The organism is Nocardioides sp. BE266, from assembly GCF_031457855.1.
Lineage (GTDB): Bacteria > Actinomycetota > Actinomycetes > Propionibacteriales > Nocardioidaceae > Nocardioides.
The window spans coordinates 291,384-312,302 of record NZ_JAURTI010000006.1 but is presented as its reverse complement, the minus strand read 5'-3'; the positions used below and the strand labels follow the sequence as shown (position 1 = coordinate 312,302).

General features: G+C 72.0%; 22 protein-coding genes. 5 read left to right on the top strand and 17 right to left on the bottom strand.

Going from position 1 to position 20,919, the window contains the following annotated elements:
* Window positions 1–212: 212 nt before the first annotated feature.
* The 7 genes from hemB to J2X46_RS19450 all read right to left on the bottom strand — a co-directional run bounded on the left by hemB (window position 213) and on the right by J2X46_RS19450 (window position 7,926).
* Complete coding sequence (hemB, locus tag J2X46_RS19480; protein ID WP_397215296.1) at window positions 213–1,208, bottom strand: porphobilinogen synthase; 996 nt, start codon at window positions 1,206–1,208, stop codon at window positions 213–215.
* Between the two features lie 187 nt (window positions 1,209–1,395).
* Window positions 1,396–3,030: a uroporphyrinogen-III synthase gene (locus J2X46_RS19475; RefSeq protein ID WP_310253494.1), complete on the bottom strand. Its 1,635-nt coding sequence runs from the start codon at window positions 3,028–3,030 to the stop codon at window positions 1,396–1,398.
* On the bottom strand, window positions 3,027–3,974 hold the full coding sequence (gene hemC, locus J2X46_RS19470) for a hydroxymethylbilane synthase (RefSeq protein ID WP_310253492.1): 948 nt from the start codon (window positions 3,972–3,974) through the stop codon (window positions 3,027–3,029). The genes J2X46_RS19475 and hemC overlap by 4 nt, the downstream gene beginning before the upstream one ends.
* Entirely contained in the window at window positions 3,971–5,257 is a 1,287-nt protein-coding gene (locus J2X46_RS19465) for a glutamyl-tRNA reductase (protein ID WP_310253490.1), read from the bottom strand. Before J2X46_RS19465 ends, hemC begins: the two co-directional genes overlap by 4 nt.
* Complete coding sequence (locus J2X46_RS19460; RefSeq protein ID WP_310253488.1) at window positions 5,254–5,928, bottom strand: redox-sensing transcriptional repressor Rex; 675 nt, start codon at window positions 5,926–5,928, stop codon at window positions 5,254–5,256. Before J2X46_RS19460 ends, J2X46_RS19465 begins: the two co-directional genes overlap by 4 nt.
* A gap of 173 nt (window positions 5,929–6,101) precedes the next feature.
* Window positions 6,102–6,344: a glutaredoxin family protein gene (locus J2X46_RS19455; protein ID WP_310253486.1), complete on the bottom strand. Its 243-nt coding sequence runs from the start codon at window positions 6,342–6,344 to the stop codon at window positions 6,102–6,104.
* Between the two features lie 7 nt (window positions 6,345–6,351).
* Window positions 6,352–7,926 carry an AMP-binding protein gene (locus J2X46_RS19450; RefSeq protein ID WP_310253484.1) on the bottom strand — a complete coding sequence of 525 codons (1,575 nt, stop codon included), beginning with the start codon at window positions 7,924–7,926 and terminating at the stop codon, window positions 6,352–6,354.
* Window positions 7,927–8,012: 86 nt separating this feature from the next.
* On the opposite strand from J2X46_RS19450, the gene J2X46_RS19445 reads away from it, so the two are divergent.
* The 3 genes from J2X46_RS19445 to J2X46_RS19435 all read left to right on the top strand — a co-directional run bounded on the left by J2X46_RS19445 (window position 8,013) and on the right by J2X46_RS19435 (window position 11,041).
* Window positions 8,013–8,900: an HAD-IB family hydrolase gene (locus J2X46_RS19445; RefSeq protein ID WP_310253482.1), complete on the top strand. Its 888-nt coding sequence runs from the start codon at window positions 8,013–8,015 to the stop codon at window positions 8,898–8,900.
* A gap of 88 nt (window positions 8,901–8,988) precedes the next feature.
* Window positions 8,989–9,741 carry a sigma-70 family RNA polymerase sigma factor gene (locus J2X46_RS19440; RefSeq protein ID WP_310253480.1) on the top strand — a complete coding sequence of 251 codons (753 nt, stop codon included), beginning with the start codon at window positions 8,989–8,991 and terminating at the stop codon, window positions 9,739–9,741.
* Between the two features lie 79 nt (window positions 9,742–9,820).
* Window positions 9,821–11,041, top strand: coding sequence for a DUF5667 domain-containing protein (locus tag J2X46_RS19435; protein ID WP_310253478.1), 1,221 nt, complete (start codon window positions 9,821–9,823; stop codon window positions 11,039–11,041).
* Between the two features lie 6 nt (window positions 11,042–11,047).
* Here the strand turns inward: J2X46_RS19435 and J2X46_RS19430 are convergent, their stop codons facing one another.
* The 5 genes from J2X46_RS19430 to J2X46_RS19410 form a co-directional block, all read right to left on the bottom strand.
* A complete protein-coding gene (locus tag J2X46_RS19430; RefSeq protein WP_310253476.1) occupies window positions 11,048–12,205 on the bottom strand; it encodes a lysophospholipid acyltransferase family protein in 1,158 nt (385 codons plus the stop codon).
* Entirely contained in the window at window positions 12,198–13,175 is a 978-nt protein-coding gene (locus tag J2X46_RS19425; protein WP_310253474.1) for an SDR family oxidoreductase, read from the bottom strand. The genes J2X46_RS19430 and J2X46_RS19425 overlap by 8 nt, the downstream gene beginning before the upstream one ends.
* A 12-nt stretch (window positions 13,176–13,187) precedes the next feature.
* Window positions 13,188–13,289 (bottom strand): 30S ribosomal protein bS22, encoded by a 102-nt coding sequence (locus J2X46_RS19420; protein ID WP_008356322.1) that lies wholly within the window; start codon window positions 13,287–13,289, stop codon window positions 13,188–13,190.
* A 93-nt stretch (window positions 13,290–13,382) separates the two neighbouring features.
* A complete protein-coding gene (locus tag J2X46_RS19415; protein ID WP_156385092.1) occupies window positions 13,383–13,589 on the bottom strand; it encodes a helix-turn-helix domain-containing protein in 207 nt (68 codons plus the stop codon).
* A 183-nt stretch (window positions 13,590–13,772) separates the two neighbouring features.
* On the bottom strand, window positions 13,773–14,954 hold the full coding sequence (locus J2X46_RS19410) for an acetoin utilization protein AcuC (RefSeq protein WP_397215285.1): 1,182 nt from the start codon (window positions 14,952–14,954) through the stop codon (window positions 13,773–13,775).
* Window positions 14,955–15,068: 114 nt separating this feature from the next.
* On the opposite strand from J2X46_RS19410, the gene J2X46_RS19405 reads away from it, so the two are divergent.
* Together J2X46_RS19405 and J2X46_RS19400 are read left to right on the top strand one after the other, a co-directional pair.
* Window positions 15,069–15,554, top strand: coding sequence for a hypothetical protein (locus tag J2X46_RS19405; RefSeq protein ID WP_310253469.1), 486 nt, complete (start codon window positions 15,069–15,071; stop codon window positions 15,552–15,554).
* 10 nt (window positions 15,555–15,564) lie between these two features.
* Window positions 15,565–16,233: a TetR family transcriptional regulator gene (locus J2X46_RS19400; protein ID WP_310253468.1), complete on the top strand. Its 669-nt coding sequence runs from the start codon at window positions 15,565–15,567 to the stop codon at window positions 16,231–16,233.
* 2 nt (window positions 16,234–16,235) lie between these two features.
* On the opposite strand, the gene J2X46_RS19395 is transcribed toward J2X46_RS19400, so the two are convergent.
* The 5 genes from J2X46_RS19395 to J2X46_RS19375 all read right to left on the bottom strand — a co-directional run bounded on the left by J2X46_RS19395 (window position 16,236) and on the right by J2X46_RS19375 (window position 20,859).
* On the bottom strand, window positions 16,236–17,402 hold the full coding sequence (locus J2X46_RS19395; protein WP_310253466.1) for a hypothetical protein: 1,167 nt from the start codon (window positions 17,400–17,402) through the stop codon (window positions 16,236–16,238).
* 48 nt (window positions 17,403–17,450) lie between these two features.
* Window positions 17,451–18,251, bottom strand: a complete 801-nt coding sequence (gene proC / locus J2X46_RS19390) for a pyrroline-5-carboxylate reductase (RefSeq protein WP_310253464.1) — start codon at window positions 18,249–18,251, stop codon at window positions 17,451–17,453.
* A 116-nt stretch (window positions 18,252–18,367) separates the two neighbouring features.
* Window positions 18,368–19,297: a proline dehydrogenase family protein gene (locus J2X46_RS19385; RefSeq protein WP_310253506.1), complete on the bottom strand. Its 930-nt coding sequence runs from the start codon at window positions 19,295–19,297 to the stop codon at window positions 18,368–18,370.
* Window positions 19,298–19,405: 108 nt separating this feature from the next.
* Complete coding sequence (locus tag J2X46_RS19380) at window positions 19,406–20,143, bottom strand: ABC transporter permease (protein WP_310253463.1); 738 nt, start codon at window positions 20,141–20,143, stop codon at window positions 19,406–19,408.
* Window positions 20,140–20,859, bottom strand: a complete 720-nt coding sequence (locus J2X46_RS19375) for an ABC transporter ATP-binding protein (RefSeq protein ID WP_310253461.1) — start codon at window positions 20,857–20,859, stop codon at window positions 20,140–20,142. The genes J2X46_RS19380 and J2X46_RS19375 overlap by 4 nt, the downstream gene beginning before the upstream one ends.
* Between the last annotated feature and the right edge of the window lie 60 nt (window positions 20,860–20,919).

Genomic DNA, 20,919 nt, shown 5'->3' with positions numbered 1-20,919 from the left:
GAAGCGGTTACTAGACATCTCCACTTCACAACCGGAGGCCTTCGCCATCCAGCAACTCAGGGCCGTGTCACGAAACAACGTCCCTGGACATCACACCTAGGTGTCCCACCGCCGGTTGAGCAGCGAGCGAAGCGAGCGTGTCGAAACCAAGCCCTTGGTTTCGACACGGGCCTGGCGGCCCTGCTCAACCAGCGGGCGCGGAGCGAGCGCCATCAAGCACGGAGCATGCGCGCGGCCTCGGCGGCCCAGTAGGTCAGCACCACGTCGGCGCCGGCGCGGCGGATCGAGGTGAGGGTCTCCAGGATGGCGGCCTCGCGGTCGATCCAGCCGTTGGCGGCGGCCGCCTCGACCATGGCGTACTCGCCGGAGATGTTGTAGGCCGCGACCGGCACGTCGACGGCGTCGCGCACACGACGTACGACGTCGAGGTAGGCCAGGGCGGGCTTGACCATCACGATGTCGGCGCCCTGCTCGACGTCGAGGAGCACCTCGCGCACGCCCTCGACCGCGTTGGCGGGGTCCTGCTGGTAGGTGCGGCGGTCGCCCTCGAGCGAGGAGTCGACGGCCTCGCGGAAGGGGCCGAAGAAGGCGGAGGCGTACTTCGCGGAGTAGGCGAGGATCGAGACGTGGCTGTGCCCGCCGTCGTCGAGCGCCTGGCGCACGACACCGACCTGGCCGTCCATCATCCCGCTCGGGCCGACCATGTCGACACCCGCGGCCGCCTGCGCGAGCGCCATCTCGGCGTACGCCGCCAGCGTCTGGTCGTTGTCGACCTCGCCGTCAGGCGTGAGCAGGCCGCAGTGGCCGTGGTCGGTGAACTCGTCGAGGCAGAGGTCCGACATGACCGTCAGCTGGTCGCCGACCTCGGCGACCACGTCGGTGATCGCGAGGTTGAGCACGCCGCCCGGGTCGATGCCGCCCGAGCCGGTGGCGTCCTTGTGCTCGGGGATGCCGAACAGCATCACGCCGCCCAGCCCCAGCTCGGCCGCCTCGAAGACGGCCTTCTTCAGCGAGTCGCGTGAGTGCTGGACGACGCCGGGCATCGAGGAGATCGGCCGCGGCTCGTCGATCCCCTCGCGGACGAACACCGGCAGCACGAGCGAGCTGGGGTGGACGTGCGTCTCGGCGACCATCCGGCGCAGCGCCGGCGTACGACGTAGCCGCCGGGGTCGGACGAGCGGGCCCTGGACGTTGATCTCCTCGGTCACGGCTCCATCCTCCCCCAGCGCTGGTCAGAGCGGTGGCCCACCCACATTCGGGACACCCGGACTGCAGGTTCACCACCGCCGACCGGCGCGTCGCCGCCGACATGCCGAATGAGCGGTGGCCCACCCACATTCGACAGGCTCGGAATGTAGGTGGACCACCGCTCGGCAGGTGGTGCTGCGGGTCGTACTACTTGGCGCGGGCCTTGCGGCGACCCGACGCGGTGCGCTCGCTCGGGCGGGTGACGGGCTCGCCCGCCTCCAGCATCGACAGGCGGCGCGCGGCGCCGAAGTCGGCGAGGGCGTCCACCAGGACCTCCACGTCGGGCGTGGGGGCCAGTACGTCGACGCGCAGGCCGTGCTCCTCGGCGGTCTTGGCGGTCGCCGGGCCGATCACCGCGATGATCGTCGACGGGTGCGGCTTGCCGGCGATGCCGACGAGGTTGCGCACCGTCGAGGACGAGGTGAAGACGACGGCGTCGAACTTGCCGGTCTTGATCGCGTCGCGCACCGGCGCCGGCGGCGGGGTGGCGCGCACGGTGCGGTAGGCGGTGACGTCGTCGCACTCCCAGCCCAGGTCGATCAGGCCGGCGACCAGGGTCTCGGTGGCGATGTCGGCGCGCGGCAGGAAGACCCGGTTGATCGGGTCGAGCACGTCGTCGAAGGGCGGCCACTCCTCGAGCAGGCCGGCCGCGGACTGCTCGCCGGTGGGCACCAGGTCGGCACGCAGGCCCCAGGCCGCGATCGCCTCGGCGGTCTTGTCGCCGACCGCGGCGATCTTGAGGCCGGAGAAGGCGCGGGCGTCGAGGCCGTACTCCTCGAACTTCTCGCGGACGGCCTTGACGGCGTTGACCGAGGTGAAGGCGATCCACTCGTAGCGGCCCTCGACGAGTCCGCGGACGGCCTTGTCCATCTGGAGCGGGTTGCGCGGGGGCTCGACCGAGATGGTCGGCACCTCCTCCGGCACGGCGCCGTAGTCGCGCAGGCGGCGCGACAGCGAGCCGGCCTGCTCCTTGGTGCGGGGCACCAGCGCGCGCCAGCCGAAGAGCGGCTTGGTCTCGAACCAGGACAGCGTCTGGCGCAGGTCGACGACGTCACCGATGACGATGATCGCCGGCGGGGCGATGCGGGCGGCGCGGATGTCGGCGGCGACGGTGGCGAGCGTGGAGGTGAGGGTCTGCTGCTCGGTCGTGGTGCCGACGCGAGTGACGGCGACGGGCGTCTGGGGCGAGCGGCCGGCCTCGACGAGGGCGGCGGCGGTCTCGCCGATGCTGCCCACGCCGGACAGCAGCACGAGGGTGCGGTCGTCGGCGTACGCGCTCCAGTCGACCTTGTCGCCGCAGGTGACGACGGCCATCTCCTTGTGGCGCTTGGTCGTCAGCGGGATGCCGGCGTAGGCCGGGACGGCGCTGACCGAGGAGACACCGGGCACGACCTCGAAGCCGACGCCGGCCTTCACGCAGGCCTGCGCCTCCTCCGGGCCGGAGGCGTAGAGGAACGGGTCGCCGGTCATCAGGCGGACCACGCGCTGCTTCTTGCCGTGGCGTACGACGACCTTGGCGCGCGCGGCGTGGGTGAGCGGCTGGCCGTCCTCGCCGAAGCCGCCGTCGACGATCTCCGGGCCTCCCTCGGCGTCCGCGGTGAGGCCGAGGACGGAGCGGACCAGGTCGACGTGCTCCGGGGCCTCGGTCACGATGACCTCGGCGCTGCGGAGGAGCTCCACCGCGCGCACGGTCAGCAGGCCCGGGTCACCGGGTCCACTGCCGACGAACGACACCCAGCCCGGGGTCGCGCTGCTGGCCTGCGGGGTCTGTACTCGCGTCATGCGTGCTGCTTCCTCACTGGTGCTTCCATCAGGTCTGCTGCTCCCTCGTCGAGCATCTCGCTCGCGAGGCGTGTTCCGAGTGCTGCTGCGTCGGCGACCGGGCCGGTCGCGCTCATCCGCACGGAGAGGCCGCCGTCCTCGCTGAGGGCGACCGCCCGCAGCCACAGCTCCTCGCCGTCCTCCCCCTCGACCACCTCGGCCAACGCGCCCAGCGGGGCCGAGCAGCCGGCCTCGAGGGTGGCGAGGACCGCGCGCTCGGCGGTGACCGCCGCGCGGGTCGCGACGTCGTCGAGCTGCGCCAGCGCGGCCACCAGGTCGGTGTCGTCCGAGCGGCACTCGACCGCGAGGGCGCCCTGCCCGGGGGCCGGCAGCATCTGGAGGGGGTCGAGGACCTCGGTCGCCTCGTCGAGGCGGCCCAGGCGGGCCAGTCCGGCGCGGGCCAGGACGATCGCGTCGACCTCGCCCTCGCGGACCTTGCGGATGCGGGTGTCGACGTTGCCGCGGATGCCCTGGAGCTCGAGGCCCAGGCCGAGCGCGGCGAGCTGGCTGACGCGGCGCGGCGAGCCGGTGCCGAGCCTGCTGCCGACGGGCAGCTCGCCGAGGGTGAGCCCGTCGCGGGCGACCACGACGTCGCGGGGGTCCTCGCGCGGCGGGATCGCAGCCAGCGCGATGCCCTCGGCGGGCGTGGTCGGCAGGTCCTTGAGCGAGTGCACGGCGAAGTCGACGCGGCCGTCGAGCAGGGCGTCGCGCAGGGCGCTGACGAAGACGCCGGTGCCGCCGAGCGAGGCGAGCGGGGCAGCGCTGCGGTCGCCCTCGGTCGAGACCTCGACGAGCTCGACCTCGCGGCCCAGGCGCTCGCGGACCAGGTCGGCGACGTGGCCGGACTGGGTCGTGGCGAGCGCGGAGGCGCGGGTGCCCAGGCGCAGTGCGGGGAGGGTGTTCACTGCTTGCCCTCCGCCCGCGTCATCGCGCCGACGGCGTCGGGGTCGAGGCGGAACAGCTCGGCCAGCGCAGCCGTGTAGGACACCGCGGGCTCGGCGTCGGCGAGCTCCTTGACCCGGACGGTGGGCTCGTGGAGCAGCTTGTCGGCGACGCGGCGCACGGTCTGGAGCACCTCGGCGCGGGTGGCCTCGTCGAGGCCGGGCAGTCGCGCGGACAGGCGCTCCATCTCGGCGTCGACCACGGCGGTGGCCATCGAGCGCAGCGCCACGACGGTCGGGGTGACGCTCGCCTGGCGTCGTACGGCGAGGAAGGCGGCGATCTCCTGCCCCACGATGGTGCGTACGTCGTCGACGCCGGCCGTCGCCTCGAGGCCGCGCAGCTCGTCGGCGAGCCCGGCGAGGCTGATCAGCCCGACGCCGGGGAGCTGGCCCACGGCGGGGTCCACATCGTGCGGCAGCGCGAGGTCGATGACGGTCAGCGGGCGGTCGCTGCCGCCGCGGGCGGTGACGACGTCGGCGAGCCGGACCAGCGGCTCGGGAGCGCCGGTGCACGACACCACGATGTCGGCGTCGGCGAGCTCGTCGGCGAGGCGGTCGAGCGGCACGGCGCTCGCGCCGTACTCGTCGGCGAGGCGGTCGGCGTTGGCCGCGGTGCGGTTGAGCACGGCGATCCGGCCGGCGCCACCGCGCGAGAGGTGGGCGACGGCGAGCGAGGCCATCGCGCCGGCGCCGATCACGACCGTGCGCGCACCGGCGACGGGCACCTGGCTGCGCTCGAGGGCGGCACTGACCAGCGAGGGTGCCGCCCGGTCGATGTCGGTCTCGGCGTGGGCGCGCTTGCCGACGCGCAGCGCCTGCTGGAAGAGGGTGTTGAGGGCCGGGCCGACGGTGCCGTGCTCCTGGCCCATCCGCAGCGCGTCGCGGGTCTGGCCGAGGATCTGCCCCTCGCCGACGACCATCGAGTCGAGGCCGGACGCCACCTGGAAGAGGTGCGAGACGGCGCCCTCGTCGTAGTGGATGTAGAGGTGCGGGAGCAGCGCCTCGGTGGACTGCTCGGCGCGGGCGACGAGGAGGCCGGAGACGTCCTCGACGCTGCCGTGGAAGCGGTCGACCTCGGCGTAGACCTCGAGCCGGTTGCAGGTGACGATCGCGGTCGCCTCGCTGACGTGCTCACCGCCCATCACGTCGGTGATCAGCTTGATCGTGCTGTCGCCGTCGAGGGCGAGCTTCTCGAGGAGCTCGACCGGGGCCGACTTGTGGGAGATCCCCACGACCAGAACGCTCACGACGCATCCTCCGATCCGGGCGAGACCGCCTTGCGCTGCTCGTGGTAGGCGAGGATCTGCAGCTCGATGGACAGGTCCACCTTGCGTACGCCGACCCCCTCGGGCACCGAGAGCACGGACGGGGCGAAGTTCAGGATGCTCGTGATGCCGGTCGCCACCATCCGGTCGGCCACGTCCTGGGCGGCGACAGCTGGCGTCGCGATCACGCCGATGGAGACGTCGTGCTCGGCGACGATCGCCTCGAGGTCGTCGAAGGAGCGGACGTCGAGCCCGGCGACCTTCTCGTCCTTGCGGCTCGGGTCGGCGTCGAGCAGCGCGACCACCCGGAAGCCGCGGCTGCGGAAGCCGGAGTAGTTGGCGAGCGCGTGGCCGAGGTTTCCGATGCCGACGATGACCACGGGCCAGTCCTGGGTCACGCCGATCTCACGCGCGATCTGGTAGCGGAGGTACTCCACGTCGTAGCCGACGCCGCGGGTGCCGTAGCTGCCGAGGTAGGAGAGGTCCTTGCGGAGCTTGGCGCTGTTGACCCCGGCCGACGCTGCGAGCTCCTCGCTCGAGCAGGTCGTCGTGCCGTCCTCGGCCAGGCCGGTCAGGGCACGCAGGTACACGGGAAGCCTGGCGACAGTTGCCTCGGGAATGTCCCGGGCAGAGTCGGGGGTCCGTGCGGTCACAGCGTTGCTTCTCTCCAGCCAGGTGACGGGGATCGCCTGACCCGGCCACTGTAGGAGTTTGTGAACGGGAGAACAAAACGCCGACGAGCGGGCTAGCACATGTGAGCAGTCACACCCGCGTCGGGGTCCGCCACGACTTGCGCACGGGGCCTCGGAGGGCGTAGACGCGCGACTCAGTCGTGCGCGAGCGCGGCCCGCAGCCGCGCCTCGTCGACCCGCCAGAAGTCGTGCTGGCGGCCGTCGACGAAGGTCACCGGGATCTCCTCGCCGAAGCGGTCCTCGAGGTCGGGGTCGGACTCGATGTCGACCTCGTCGAAGGACTCCCCCAGGTCGTCGCACACCGCCGCGATCACGGCCCGGGCGTCGTCGCAGAGGTGGCAGCCCGGCCGGGAGTAGAGCGTGACCCGCGCAGTCATCCGGCGCTCATTCCAGGAGTCCCAGCGTGCGGCGCCGCTCGATGCCCCGCAGCCGCCCCTTCTGCACCTTGCCGGTGACGGTGAGGGGCAGGGCGTCGACGACCTCGATCCGGGTGGGTTGCTTGAAGCGGGCCAGCCGGATGACCGCGTGGGCGCGGACCGCGTCCTCGAGGTGGGGGCGGGCGTGCTCGACGCCCCCGACCGGGACGACGTACGCCACCACGGCCTCGCCGGTCGCCTCGTCGGGCACGCCGATGACCGCCGCGTCGGCGACGCCCTCGACCTCGCGGACGACGTCCTCGACCTCGGTCGGGTAGACGTTGAAGCCGCTGACGATGACCAGCTCCTTGACCCGGTCGACGAGGAACAGGTCGCCGGCGGCGTCGAGGAACCCGACGTCGCCGGTGCCGAACCAGCCCTCGGCGTCGGGACCGTCGGCGCCGTCGGGCCAGTAGCCGCTGAAGAGGTTCGCGCCGCGGACCTGGATCTCGCCGGGGTCCTCGCCCTCGACCTGCCGCCAGGTCTCGTCGACCAGCCGGAGCTCGATCCCGGGCAGCGCGGCACCGACCGACCCGGGGTGGTTCTCGGTGCTGCACAACGTGCTGGTCACGACCGGCGACGCCTCGGTGAGGCCGTAGCCCTGGTGCACCGGGATGCCGGTGACGGAGGTGAACTCCTCGATCACTTCTGGCTCGAGCGGCGCCGAGCCCGACAGCACGAGCCGGACCGGTCCGAGCCTCTCGCGCAGGTGCTCGTCGGGCAGCCAGTGGGCGAAGACCGGCGGCGCGATCGGCACCACGCTGCACGCCTCGTCGTCGATCAGGTCGAGCACGGCCTGCGCCTCGAACTGCTCGACGAGCAGCAGGCGCGCGCGGTGGCGCAGCACGCCGCCGAGGACCGCGTTGAGGCCGTAGACGTGGAAGAGCGGGAGCACCCCGAGCACGACGTCGTCGCCGTGCATCATCGGCGGCTCGACGGCGGCGACCTGCTCGATGTTGGCCAGCAGCGCGCGGTGCGTGAGCATCGCGCCGCGCGGACGCCCCGAGGTGCCGCTGGTGTAGAGGATGGCGGCGAGCTTCTCCGGGTCGGGCAGCGGCGGCACCGGTCGTACGACGTCGGCGCGCAGCGCACCGAAGGCGAGCTCACCGGGACCGGGCTCGGCGCCGGTCACCACCACGACCGGGGCGGCGGTCGACTGGTCGGGGAGCCCGGCCAGCTCGACCAGCGCAGCACGTACGACGTCGACCGCGGTGTCGTCGACGACGACGAGCCGGGTGCCGGAGTCGGCGATCATCCGGGCGACCTCGCCGGGGGTCGAGCGCGGGTTGACCGGGACGGCGACGACCTGCGCACGGAGCACGCCGAGGTAGGCCGTCACGAACTCGATCCGGTTGCTCACCACGATCATGACCCGCTGGCCGGCGCGGATGCCCTGCGCCCCCAGCCCGGTCGCGATGCGGGCCACCTCGTCCTCCAGGACCGACCAGGTGAGGGTGCGACCGGCGGACTCCACGAGGGCCTGTCGGTCGGGTACGTCAGCGGCGGCCTCGGCCACGAAGGCGGAGATGTCGTTGCGCTGCATGCGCCGATCCTTCCACAGCACGACGCGACGGACCGGTGGCTTCGCGAGCATCATCAGGTCGGTGTAGTGACGGCTACGCTGACCGCGTGACCCCGTCCGAGCGGCCTCGTCGGCTCAACCTGAAGCAGCGTTCGGTCCTCGCAGGCGAGGCTGCGGCGGCCGCTGCGGAGGTGGAGAACGCCCTCATCACGCCGAGCGACTCGGCGGCTGCGGCGTTCTTCGACGTCGACAACACCGTCATGCAGGGCGCCAGCATCTTCCACCTCGCGCGCGGGCTGCACCGCCGCAAGTTCTTCAGCACCCGCGACATCGCGTCGGCGGCCTGGAAGCAGGCCTACTTCCGCATCGTCGGGGTCGAGGATCCCGAGCACGTGGCCCAGGCCCGCAGCTCGGCGCTCTCCTTCATCGCCGGGCACACCACGACCGAGCTCGAGGAGCTGGGCGAGGAGATCTTCGACGAGGCGATGGCCCACCGGATCTGGCCGGGCACGCGAGCCCTGGCCCAGCTCCACCTCGACGAGGGCCAGCGGGTCTGGCTGGTCACGGCCGCGCCGATCGAGATCGCCAGCATCATCGCCCGCCGCCTCGGGCTGACCGGCGCGATGGGCACGGTCGCCGAGCACGTCGACGGCGTCTACACCGGTCAGCTCGTCGGCGACCTGCTCCACGGCCCGGCGAAGGCCGAGGCGATCCGCGCCCTGGCCGAGCGCGAGGGGCTCGACCTCGCGCTGTGCTCGGCGTACTCCGACTCCAGCAACGACCTGCCGATGCTCTCCATGGTCGGCGACCCGTGCGCGATCAACCCCGATGCGAAGCTGCGCGCGCACGCCCGGGCCCACGGCTGGCGCGTCCACGACTACCGCACCGGCCGCAAGGCGGCCCGCGCCGGGCTGATGGCCGCGGCCGTCGCGGGGGCGGTCTCCGGCGCCGTCGCGGCCGGGGTGAGCGTGAAGGCGCGCGGCCGCGCCTCCTGAGACGTTGTAACTCCTAGTTACTCACGGGTTCACAAGGACCGCGCGGGCACTTATCGTGGAGACTGCAGTATCTGGGAGGGGCTACCGCATGCCACGAGAACAGCTCGGGCGGACGCTCGATGAAGGACTCGACGCGCTCCGGCGCGCGGTCCTCGCTGCCCTCTCCCCCCAAGGCCTGCTGCTCATGGCCGAGGCCGCCACGAGCGGCGGCGGATCGACCGGCACCTTCGGCTCCGGCCCGGTCGGCGACGAGGACTTCGCCGCGTCGTCCGAGGGCGACGAGGCCGAGCGGGAGCGGCTCATCGCGCTCGTCGAGCTGGCCCGCGCCGGCGACAAGGAGGCGTTCGGCCTCCTCTACGACCACTACCAGGCCTCGGTCTACCGCTTCCTCTACTACCGCACGCGCTCCCAGACGCTCGCCGAGGACCTCACCTCGGAGACCTTCTTCCGGGCGCTGCGGAGCATGAACAACTTCCGGTGGCAGGGCAAGGACTTCGGCGCCTGGCTGATGACCATCGCGCGCAACCTCACGACCGACCACTTCAAGGCCGGTCGCACGCGCCTCGAGATGACGACCGAGGACATGACGCCGCACGACGACGCGACCGAGGGTCCGGAGAACGCCGTCATCACCGGGCTCACCAACGAGGTGCTGCTCAAGGCGCTCACCGAGCTGCCCACCGAGCAGCGCGAGTGCCTCATCATGCGCTTCCTCCAGGGGCTCTCGATCGCCGAGACGGCGCTGGCCCTCGACAAGAGCGACGGCGCCGTGAAGCAGCTCCAGCTGCGCGGCGTACGCAACCTGGCGAAGCTGTTGCCCGAGGGGATGAGGGACTCATGACCTCACCCGTAACTCGTGCCCGGTCTTCTTCGTTCATCTGCGTGGGAGGACCCACCAGATGTGAGACAGGACGAGCACGATGACACCCGCGTTCTCGGCACGCCGTGCCGATGAGTTCGAGGACCTCCTCTCCCGAGGCCCCGACGCACCGCTCAGCGAGCGTGATGCGGCACGCTTCGCTGCCCTCCTCGAGGTGGTCGCCGACCTCCGCGCCGTGCCCGAGGTCGCACCCCGCCCCGAGTTCGTGAGCTCGCTGCGCGAGAGCCTGATGGCCGAGGCCGACACGGTCCTGGTCCGCCAGCCGCCCACCCCGTCGCGGCTCGCGATGCCGGTCACCTCACGCAAGCGCGACCGGCGGCTCGCGGTGCTCCTCGGCGGTGCCGCGATGGTGGGTGCGGCCGCCACGATGGCCGTCGCCGCGCAGACCGCGCTGCCGGGCGAGTCCCTCTACGGCGTCAAGCGCGGCCTGGAGTCGGCGGAGGTCCGCTTCGCCGGCGACGACGCCGCGCGCGGTCGCGTCCTGCTGGCCCAGGCCGGCACCCGCCTGTCCGAGCTCGAGCAGATCGCGGGCGGCGACGCCCCCGAGCAGGCGATCCCCGACACCCTCGAGACCTTCACCCGCCAGTCCGGCGACGGCGTCCGCAGCCTGCTCGCGTCGTACGACGCCACCGGCCAGACCGCCGACGCCCAGGCTGCGCGCGACTTCACCGCCGCCAGCATGGACCGCCTCGAGGAGCTCCAGACCCAGCTGCCCGAGAGTGCCCGCGACGACCTGCTCGCGGCCGGCCGGACGCTGACCGACCTCGACATCGAGGCCAGCAACGCGTGCGCCACGTGCGACGGCGGGATTACCACCACCCCCGAGTTCCTGCTGAGCAGCGCGCAGACCAACGACCTCCTCAGCGGCCTCGACTCCGACGCGCTCACGCTCGAAGCGGCGGCGGCGCCGATCTCGGGCCAGGACCTCACCGGCATCACCGTCCCCGAGGTGCTCCAGTCCCCCACGGCCCAGCCGACGTCCTCGCTGCCGACCCAGACGCCGTCGGTGGTCCCCGACCCGACCAAGGTCAAGCCCGAGCCCGACAAGGTGAAGGACACCGTCGACAACACCGTGGACACCGTCACCGACACCACGAGCAACGTCGCGACCCAGCTCGACGGCGTCACCGGGGGCGCGCTGGGCGGGCTGACCAGCACCGTCGACGACGCGACGGGCGGCCTGATCACCGAGGTCACCGGCACCCTCGACGGGCTCACCGGCAACACGGTCACCAACGCGACCGGCGGCCTGCTGCCCTGACCGGGCTCAGCTGAAGACGCCGTCGCGCTCGCGCAGCAGGTCGAAGAGGGTGTGCTGGATGGTCTCGCGCACCTGGTCGGTCACGTTGAAGACCAGCATCGGGTCGTCGGCCTCGGCCGGGTCGTAGGCGTCGGTGCGGATCGGCTCGCCGAACTCCAGGATCCACTTCGACGGCAGCGGCACCATCCCGAGCGGGCCGAGCCACGGGAAGAACGGCGTGATCGGGATGTAGGGCACGCCGAGCAGCCGCGCCAGCGACGGCACGTTGCCGACGAGCGGGTAGATCTCCTCGGCGCCCACCACGGAGAGCGGGACGATGGGTACGCCGGTGCGCAGCGCGGCCGACACGAAGCCGCCGCGGCCGAAGCGCTGGAGCTTGTAGCGCTCGCTGAACGGCTTGCCGATCCCCTTGAAGCCCTCGGGCCACACGCCGACCAGGTCGCCGCCCGACAGCATCCGCTCGGCGTCCTCCACGCAGGCGAGGGTCGCCCCGCCCTTGCGGGCCAGCGAGCTGACCACGGGCATCTTGAAGACCAGGTCGGCGCCGAGCGGGCGCAGGAACCGGTGGGCGTGGTCGTGGACGGTGAGCATCGTCATCAGGCCGTCGAGCGGCACCGTGCCGGAGTGGTTGGACACCACGAGCGCGCCGCCCTCAGTGGGGATGTTCTCCAGCCCGCGCACCTCGAGGCGGAACCACTTCTCCGCGACCGGACGCAGCGCGGCCATGAAGAAGCGCTCGGTGAGCTCGCGGTCGAAGCCGTAGTCGTCGACCTCGTAGTCGCCCTCGAGCCGGCGTCGTACGAACGCGAGGAGCTCGGCGAGGCGTCGCTCCCAGTCGTCACCGAAGACCTCCAGCGCGGCGCCCTGGGCGGCGGCGAGCCAGTCGCCGACCGGGATCCCGGACAGCGGACCGCGGTCGGAGGTGCGGGCCGCCTCGCGCGGGACCGCCTCCTCCGCTGCCGGCTGCTCGGGGGCGGCGGGGGCGGGGCGGGGCGCCGCCTTCTTCGCCGGGGCCTTCTTCGCCGCGGGCTTGCGGGCGGGCGCGAGGTTGCGGGCGGCCGACGACGGGCGCGCCTTGCCGGTGCCGCGGCCCGGGCGTCCGCCCGTGCCGATCGGGATCACCACGGCGTCCTCGCGGGCGCTCTCCTGCGCTTCCTCAGCCACGACCCGCTCCCTCCAGCTCAGCGGGCGCGAACTCGCGGCAGAAGTCGGCGAAGGCCTCGGCCGTGGTGAACTTCGGCTCGAACTCCAGCTGGGTGCGCATCCGCGTGGTGTCCACGCCTCGACCGTAGGTCAGGAAGCCCAGCTGCTCGGGCGAGAAGTCCGACAGGCGAGCCTGGCGCATGGTGGCGCCGAGGCGGCCGACCGCGAAGCGGGGCATCGCCACCGACGGCTTGCCGAGGCGGCGTACGGCCTGGCTCAGGGTCAGCAACCCGTCGCCGGCGACGTTGAAGGTGCCGGGCGTCCCGGTGATCACGGCGTGGCGCAGCACGCGCAGCAGGTCGTCCTCGTGGAGGAACTGCAGGCGCGGGTCGAAGCCCAGCACCCGCGGGATGACCGGCAGGCGGAAGTAGTTGGTGAGCGGGCTCGAGACGTGGGGGCCGATCACGTTGGCCGCGCGGACCATCGTCACGCCGACGTCGGGGCGCCGGCGGGCGAAGCCGCGGACGTAGCCCTCGATCTCGTAGACGTCCTTGGCGTAGCCGGAGGACGGCAGGCGCTTGGGCCCCATGTCCTCGGTGAACATCGCGGGGTCGCGCGGGCTCGAGCCGTAGACCGTGGTGGTCGACTTCACGACGAGGCGCCGGACCGTCGAGGACTTCTGGCACGCAGCGAGCAGCTGCATGGAGCCGATGACGTTGAGCTCCTTCATCGTCCCGCGACCGCCCGCCGACCCCGGCGTCGCGATCACGCTCATGTGGACGACGGTGTCGACGTCCTCCTTGGCGAGGACCTTGGCGATGACGGGGTTGCGGATGTCAGCGCGGACGAAGGAGACGTCCCCGATGTCACCGCGCGGGGGGACGACATCCACCCCGATGACTCGCTCGATGGACGGGTCGCCGGCCGCGGCGCGCGCGAAGCGTCGCCCGATGTCCCGGGAGATCCCGGTGACCAGCACGACCCGACCCATGGGCGAGAGGTGTTACTTGCCGAGCTTGCGGCGCTGGACGCGCGTCTTCTTGAGCAGCTTGCGGTGCTTCTTCTTGGCCATGCGCTTGCGCCGCTTCTTGATGACAGAACCCACGGTGAGACCTTTCCTTTCGGCCGACGCTCGTCGGCCGGACCCGCACACCCTACTTGGAGGGTGTGCGGAGCGCGGAATCGAGTCTCGCGGGCCTCAGCCGGCGTTGTAGAAGCTCTTGCGGAGGTACTCGTTCACGTCGTCCTCGGTCACCCGGAACGAGCGGCCCACGCGGACCGCGGGCAGCTCCCCACCGTGGACGAGGCGGTAGACGGTCATCTTCGAGACGCGCATCTTGGCAGCGACCTCGGCGATGGTCAGGAAGTGGGCCTCGGACATGTCGCCAGGGGTGTTCTCAGCCATGGGTGTGCACCGATCCTTCTCGCGGCGACGGCGCCGGCTTCCGCGCCGGCGTCACAGGCGTGCCGCTAACGACTGAGATTAGGGCTCGCGTGACGCATGGGGAAGAGGAATGCCAGAGAAACTTGTGGGACTGGCGGCGTGTCGGTTTGATTCTTTACCGTCCGACGCCCCTTGCCTGCGCGCTCAGGGGAGCGGGTCGAGGCCGTGCAGCGGGAAGACCTCCATGCGCGTGGCGTGGATCGCCCGGTCCAGCCAGGTCTCGGGGTCGTAGCCGCCCAACCAGTCGCGGAAGGCCGGCGTGCGGCCGTCGGTCATCCGGTGGGGGGCCGTCGCGCCCAGCACCTGCTCGACGTACTCCCTCCACCCCGGAGGGGTCGGCGTGGTCGGGTCGAGCGGGCGACCCGAGGCGATCGCCAGGAGGTGGGTCCAGGCGCGCGGCACCACGTCGACGACGGAGTAGCCGCCGCCCCCGGTGACGACCCAGCGCCCGTCGGTGACCTCGTGGGCGAGGTCGTGGAGGGCGAGGTAGGCCGCGCGCTGGCCGTCGACGCTGAGCATCATGTGGGCGAGCGGGTCGTTCATGTGGGAGTCGCAGCCGTGCTGGCTCACCAGCACCTCGGGGTCGAACTCCCGCAGCAGCGGGGGTACGACGGCGTGGAAGGCGCGCAGCCATCCCGCGTCGGCCGTGCCGGGCGGGAGCGCCACGTTGACCGCGCTGCCCTCGGCGCCGGGGCCGCCGGTGTCGGTCGGGAAGCCGGTGCCGGGGAAGAGCATCTGCCCGGTCTCGTGGAGCGAGATCGTGAGCACGCGCGGGTCGTCCCAGAAGATCTTCTCCACTCCGTCGCCGTGGTGGACGTCGATGTCGACGTAGGCCACCCGCTCGGCGCCGTCGGCCAGCAGCTGCTTGATGCCGACCGCGACGTCGTTGTAGATGCAGAAGCCGCTCGCGCGGTCGGGCATCGCGTGGTGGAGGCCGCCGGCGATGTTGACCGAGTGGAGCGACTCGCCGCTCCACACCTGGCGGAACGCCTCGAGGCTGGCGCCGACGACGTGCGCGCTGGCGAGGTGCATGTCCTTGAAGACCGGGTCGTCGTCGGTGCCGAGCCCGCGCGAGGCGTCCTCGAAGCCGGGCGTCTCGCCGGCGCGGGTCACCGCCTCGATCAGTCCCTGCTCGTGCACGGTGGCGATCTGCTCGTCGGTGGCCACCGGCGCGTCGACCCGCTTGATGCTGTCGAGGACGCCGAGCTCCTCCGCGAGCCGCATCGTCAGGTCGACGCGGATCGGCGACATCGGGTGAGTGGGCCCGAAGTTGTACTCGGTGAGCGTCTGGTCGAACACGACTGACGTGGGACCGGCGCACTCCATGTGGCGGACGTTACTCCCGCCCCAGACGCAGTCCGGCTGGCGGACCGTATTGAACACGTTCAATTCTTCTGCCATCCTCAGTTTTGAACATGTTCAACAACGCGGGAGGGGTCCATGACCGAACGGCACGAGGTGGTCCAGCGGGTGCTGTGGGTCCCGATGGGAGGACTGCTGGGCGCGTTCTCGGGGGCGATCGCCGGCAGCGTCCTGCTGCTCGGGACCGTGGTGATCGACACCGGCTTCGTCGACGGCGGCCCGGCGGCCCAGCTTGTCGGCTCGGCGGTCATGGGTGCGGTCTACGGCGGCATCGCGGGCTTCGTGGTGGGGCTGTTCGTGGGCGCCGAGATGATGTTCGCAATAGGCCCCCAGCTGCCCCGCGACGTCGCCCGGAGGCGGGCGTACGCCCTCGGCTTCGTCCTGCCGCCGGCGACGATGGTGGCGCTGGTGCAGCTGATGGCGTTGATGGACGACGGGACGTGGGTCGGCTTCGGGGGCGTCGACCTCGGGACCCTCGTACTGCTGGTGGGCGCGTCCCTCATGGGCGGACCTCTGGCGCGGTGGCTCGCCGGCTGGCAGCGGCCCGAGCGACCTGTCTCCTAGGGTGGCGCCCGTGGCGGACAAGCGATCAGCGAAGGCCGAGCAGACGCGCGCCGGCATCGTCGGCGCCGCGATGACGCTGTTCCGCGCGAACGGGTACGACGCCACCACGATGCGGGCGATCGCCGACGAGGCCGGCGTCTCGCTCGGCAGCGCCTACTACTACTTCTCCGGCAAGGAGGAGCTGGTCCAGGCGTTCTACGACCAGCTCCAGTCCGAGCACGCGGTCGCGGCCGAGTCGTCGTACGACACCGCGGTGTTCGCCGAACGCCTGCGCGGGGTGATGGAGTCGTTCCTCGACGTGGCCGAGCCGTTCCACGACTTCGGCGGCCAGTTCTTCCGCAACGCCGCCGACCCGCGCTCGCCGCTGTCGCCCTTCTCGACGGAGTCGACGCCGGCGCGCGAGGCGAGCACCGCACTGTTCCGCCGCGCCGTCGAGGACTCCGACCTCAAGGTCGCACCCGCGCTGCGCGAGGAGCTGCCCGAGCTGTTGTGGCTGCTGCACATGGGCGTCGTCCTCTTCTGGGTGTACGACGACAGCCCGGGGCAACGGCGCACCCGCACCCTCGTCGCCGGCCTCGTGCCGCTCGTGGACCGGTCGGTCCGGCTGACGCGCCTGCCGCTGGTCCGCGGCCTGGTCGACGATGGGCTGGGTGTCGTTCGTTCCCTGCGTGAACGCTGAGCTCAGCTCACCGGCGGGGTCCAGAGCCAGAGCTCGGGTGCCACGAGCTGGTAGCGGTCGCCCCGCGTGGTGGTGCCGCCGAGAACCGCGAGACGGTCGCCGGCCCAGGTCGCCGCGAGGTTCCCGCCGGACACGTCGGTGTCCGGGCGGCCGGTGCGGAGCCACCGACCCGAGGAGTCGGCCAGGTCACGGAAGTGGCCGCTCGTGACGACCTCGGTGTCGCCGAACACCTGCGGGCGCCAGTCGTCGGTGGACCATCCGGTTCCGTCCGGTACGTCGAGCGCGCGCCAGTCACCCGTCCGCGGATCGAGGACTCCGCCCTGGGGGTACCACCGGCCCCAGCCGTTGACCTCCCCGCCGTCCGCACCACCGGGCTCGGAGCCGACGACCAGGCCGGCGACCTCGGCGTAGAACCACCCGATCTGCCCGGTGGTCACCCGCCGCCAGCCGTCGCCGTCGGGGAGGTCGACCTGCGCCAGGGTGGGCTCGTCGGGCGCCGGATCGTCATAGCGCACCCCGGTCACGACCGGGCCGACATCGGTCAGGACGAGGCGGGGATCGTCGAGCCGGGGCGTCTCGGCGTACGTCCGCTCGGTGCGTACCTCACCCGTGCGTGGGTCCCAGGAGACGACCGCGTCGCGCCGCAGTCCCCAGATCCGGCTCCCGTCGTGCTGGCTGAGGTCGAGGAACCCCGGGCCGGGTGGCTCGAGGACCGTCCAACGGTCCGCGGCGACGTCGTACGACAGCCAGACGTCCTGCTGCCGGTCGTAGAGGACGACCACCCCGTCGAGGACGGCCGCGTCGACGGAGCCGAAGCCCCACCCGCTCCACACCGCGGCCGGCGCCGGCGTGATCGGGCGCCAGGTGTCGGTGGCCGGGTCCCACGCCGCGCCGTCAGCGACGAAGGCGCCTGGGTCGGGCTCGACGCAGTCGGCGTTCGGACCGCAGATGGTGCCGGTGGTGCCGCCGACGACGAGCACCTCCTCGCCGGTCCACGTGACGAACGGGTCGGAGCGCGGTGACAACGGCGGGGCGCTCGCGCGCTCCCACCCGCCGGTCGCCGGGATGGTCGACCCGTCCGTCCCGGCCCGGTCGGTGGGTGCGTCGGCGCACGAGCTGAGCGCGAGCGCGAGGGTGCCGGCGATGAAGGCGGCGCAGCGGCGGTTCATGACGGGTGGACGGACGCGGTGCCGGCTGCGTTCCTCGGGAACCGTTCCTCAGGAACCTTCGGCCAGCTCCCGCGAGCGGTTGCGGGCGGCCTCCATCGCGGCGAGGAAGGCGGCGCGGACCTTGTAGGTCTCGAGCTCACGCAGCGCCGAGGCGGTCGTGCCGCTGGGCGAGGTGACCTGCTCGCGCAGCACGACGGGGTGGGTGCCGGTCTCGCGGAGCATCGTGGCCGAGCCGACCAGGGTCTGCACGACGAGCTCCGTCGCGGTGGCACGCGGCAGGCCGAGGTGCACGCCCGCCTCGATCATCGACTCGACGACGAAGAAGATGTAGGCCGGGCCGGAGCCGGAGATCGCGGTGACCGCGTCCATCTGCTTCTCCGGGATCCTGAGCACCTTGCCGGTGGAGGCCATCAGCGACTCGACCTCCGCCAGGTGGGCCTCGTCGCAGTGCGAGCCGGGCGAGATGGCGGCCATCCCCTGGTCGACGAGAGCGGGGGTGTTGGGCATGACCCGGACGACCGCGACGCCCTCGGGCACGTGCGACTCGATGAAGGCGGTGGTGATGCCGGCGGCCAGCGAGACCACCAGCTGGCCGGCGCGGAGGTCGGGCGCGATCTCGGTGAGCACGTCACCCATGTCCTGCGGCTTGACCACCAGCGCGACCGTGTCGGCCTTCGCGGCAGCCTCGCGGTTGGAGACCACGGCCACGCCGTAGCGCTCCTCGAGCTCCCGTGCCCGCTCGGCGCGCTTCTCGCCGACCATCAGCTGGTCGACCCGGCGCCCGGCGCGCACCAGCCCGGACAGCAGGGTCTCCCCCATGACGCCGGCGCCGATGATCGCTGTGCTCATGGCAGCAATCTACTGCTGGGATTTCGACACGCACGTCGCGATCTCGTGCCTCGATCGCGGTGCTTGCTCAATCTGGCCCCCGACGCGCCCGCTCCTGCATCACGGACGCTGTGGTCTCACTTCTTCGAGACGAGCGACCGGAGGAAGAACGCGAGGTTCTGGGGCTTCTCGGCCAGGCGGCGCATCAGGTAGCCGTACCACTCGGTGCCGTAGGGGATGTAGACGCGCATGGTCTCGCCGGCGGCGGCGAGGCGCTTCTGCTCCTCGGGGCGGATGCCGTAGAGCATCTGGAACTCGTAGGTGCCCGGGCGGCGGCCGAAGCGGCTCGCGAGCGACGACGCGATCTGGATCATCCGCGGGTCGTGGGTGGCGATCATCGGGTAGCCCTGGCCGCCGAGCAGCACCTTGAGGCAGCGGACGTAGGACTTGTCGATCTCGACCTTGTCCTGGAAGGCGACGTGCTCGGGCTCCATGTAGGCGCCCTTGCACAGCCGCACGCGCGAGCCCTCGTAGGCCAGCGCCCGGCAGTCGGCCTCGGTGCGGTGGAGCATCGCCTGGAGGACCGCGCCCGTCTCGGGGAAGTCCTTGCGGAGCTCGCGCAGGATCGTGAGCGTGGAGTCGGTGGTGGTGTGGTCCTCCATGTCGAGGGTCACCGTGGTGCCGGCGTTGCGGGCGGCGCGGCAGATGTCGCGGGCGTTCTCCAGGGCGACCTTGTGGCCGTTGTCGGGGAGGAACTGGCCGATCGCGCTCAGCTTGACCGAGACCTCGGCATGGGGGGCCAGGCCCTTGGCGGAGAGGTCGGCCAGCACGTCCTTGTAGGCCGCGACGGTCGCGTCGGCCTGCGCGGCGTCGGTGGTGTCCTCGCCGAGGTAGTCCAGCGTCACCCGGAGGCCGTCCTGCACCAGCCCGGCGGTCGCGCCGACCGCGTCGGCGGTTGACTCGCCGGGGACGTAGCTGGTCACGATGCCGCTGGAGACGGGCATCGTCGAGACGAGCTTCTTGACCCCCTGGCTGCGAGCGAGGAGCAGGATGGGCTGGCGGAGCAACGACATGCAGCGAAGGCTACGCCCGGCTCCTCCCCCGACATATCTGAGGACGTCGTGAACGTGGATCCGGGAGGATCCCGTCCACCACGTCCTCAGATGTCCGGGGGGTCAGGGGGTACGACGGCGCAGCGTCGCGGCACCCAGCCCGAGCGCGGCCAGCGCGAAGCAGGCGACGATCGCCACCGAGCGCCAGATCGCGGCGGTGTCGGCCGCCCCGACGAGCTCCTGCATGGCGTCGACGGCGTACGACATCGGCAGGACGTTGCTGATCGCCTCGAGCACGCCGGGCATCGCGTCGCGCGGCACGAACAGGCCGCACAGCAGGATCTGCGGGAGCACGAAGGCCGGCATGAACTGGACGGCCTGGAACTCCGTGGTGGCGAAGGCGCTGACCAGCAGCCCGAGCGCGGTGCCGAGGACGGCGTCGGCCACCGCCACGACGCCGAGCAGCCAGACCGAGCCCTGGACGTCGAGCCCGAGCAGCCCGACGCTGACCGCGACGGCCAGCGCGGACTGCACGGCGGCGAGGAGGCCGAAGGCGAGGGCGTAACCGAGCAGGAAGTCGAGCTTGCCCATCGGCATCGTCAGCAGCCGCTCGAGGGTGCCCGAGGAGCGCTCGCGCAGCGTGGTCACGCTGGTCACGAGGAACATCACGATGAAGGGGAACATCGCGAGCAGCCCCGGTCCGAAGCGGTCGAAGAGGTCGCCCGGCAGGTCCTGGAACATCCACCAGAGCAGGCTGATCAGGACGCACGGCACCACGAGCAGCATGGCGAGGGTGCGGTGGTCGCGGCGGACCTGGGTCAGGACGCGGCCGGCGACCGCGAGGGTGATGCGCGGGTTCATGACGCCGCCTCCTTGTCCTCGACGAGGTGCAGGAACGCGGCCTCGATGTCGGTGGTCCCGGTGCGCTCGCGGATCTCGTCGGGCGACCCGTCGGCGATGATCCGGCCCTCGCGCATCAGCAGCAGGCGGTGGCAGCGCTCGGCCTCGTCCATGACGTGGCTCGAGACGAGCACCGCAGCCCCGGCGTCGGCGATCCGGTGGAACAGCTCCCACAGGTCCCGGCGCAGGACGGGGTCGAGGCCGACCGTGGGCTCGTCGAGCACGAGCAGGTCGGGCTTGCCGAGCAGCGCGACTGCGAGGCCGGCGCGGCTGCGCTGGCCGCCGGAGAGCCGGCCGACGACCTGGTCACGGTGGTCGCCCAGCGCCACGGCGTCGACGGCCTCGTCGACGGCCTCGCGGCCGACGCCGAGCACCCGGGCGAAGAACCCGAGGTTCTCCGCCACCGTCAGGTCGTCGTACACGCTCGCGGCCTGGGTGACGTAGCCGATCCGGTCGCGCAGCGGCGCGCTCCCTGCCGGCTCGCCGAGCACCTCGACGGTGCCCGAGCGCACCTGCTGGGCGCCGACGATGCTGCGCATCAGCGTGGTCTTGCCGCAGCCGCTCGGGCCGAGCAGGCCGGTGACCCCCGCGGGGACGTCCAAGGAGATGCCGGGCAGCACCTCGCGCACACCTCGTACGACGACCAGGTCGCGCACCTCGATGACGTTTTTCATCATGTGTTGAATTATGCGCCCGAGATTCGGCGTCCGTCAACCGCCATGTCTACGAGCGGTGCG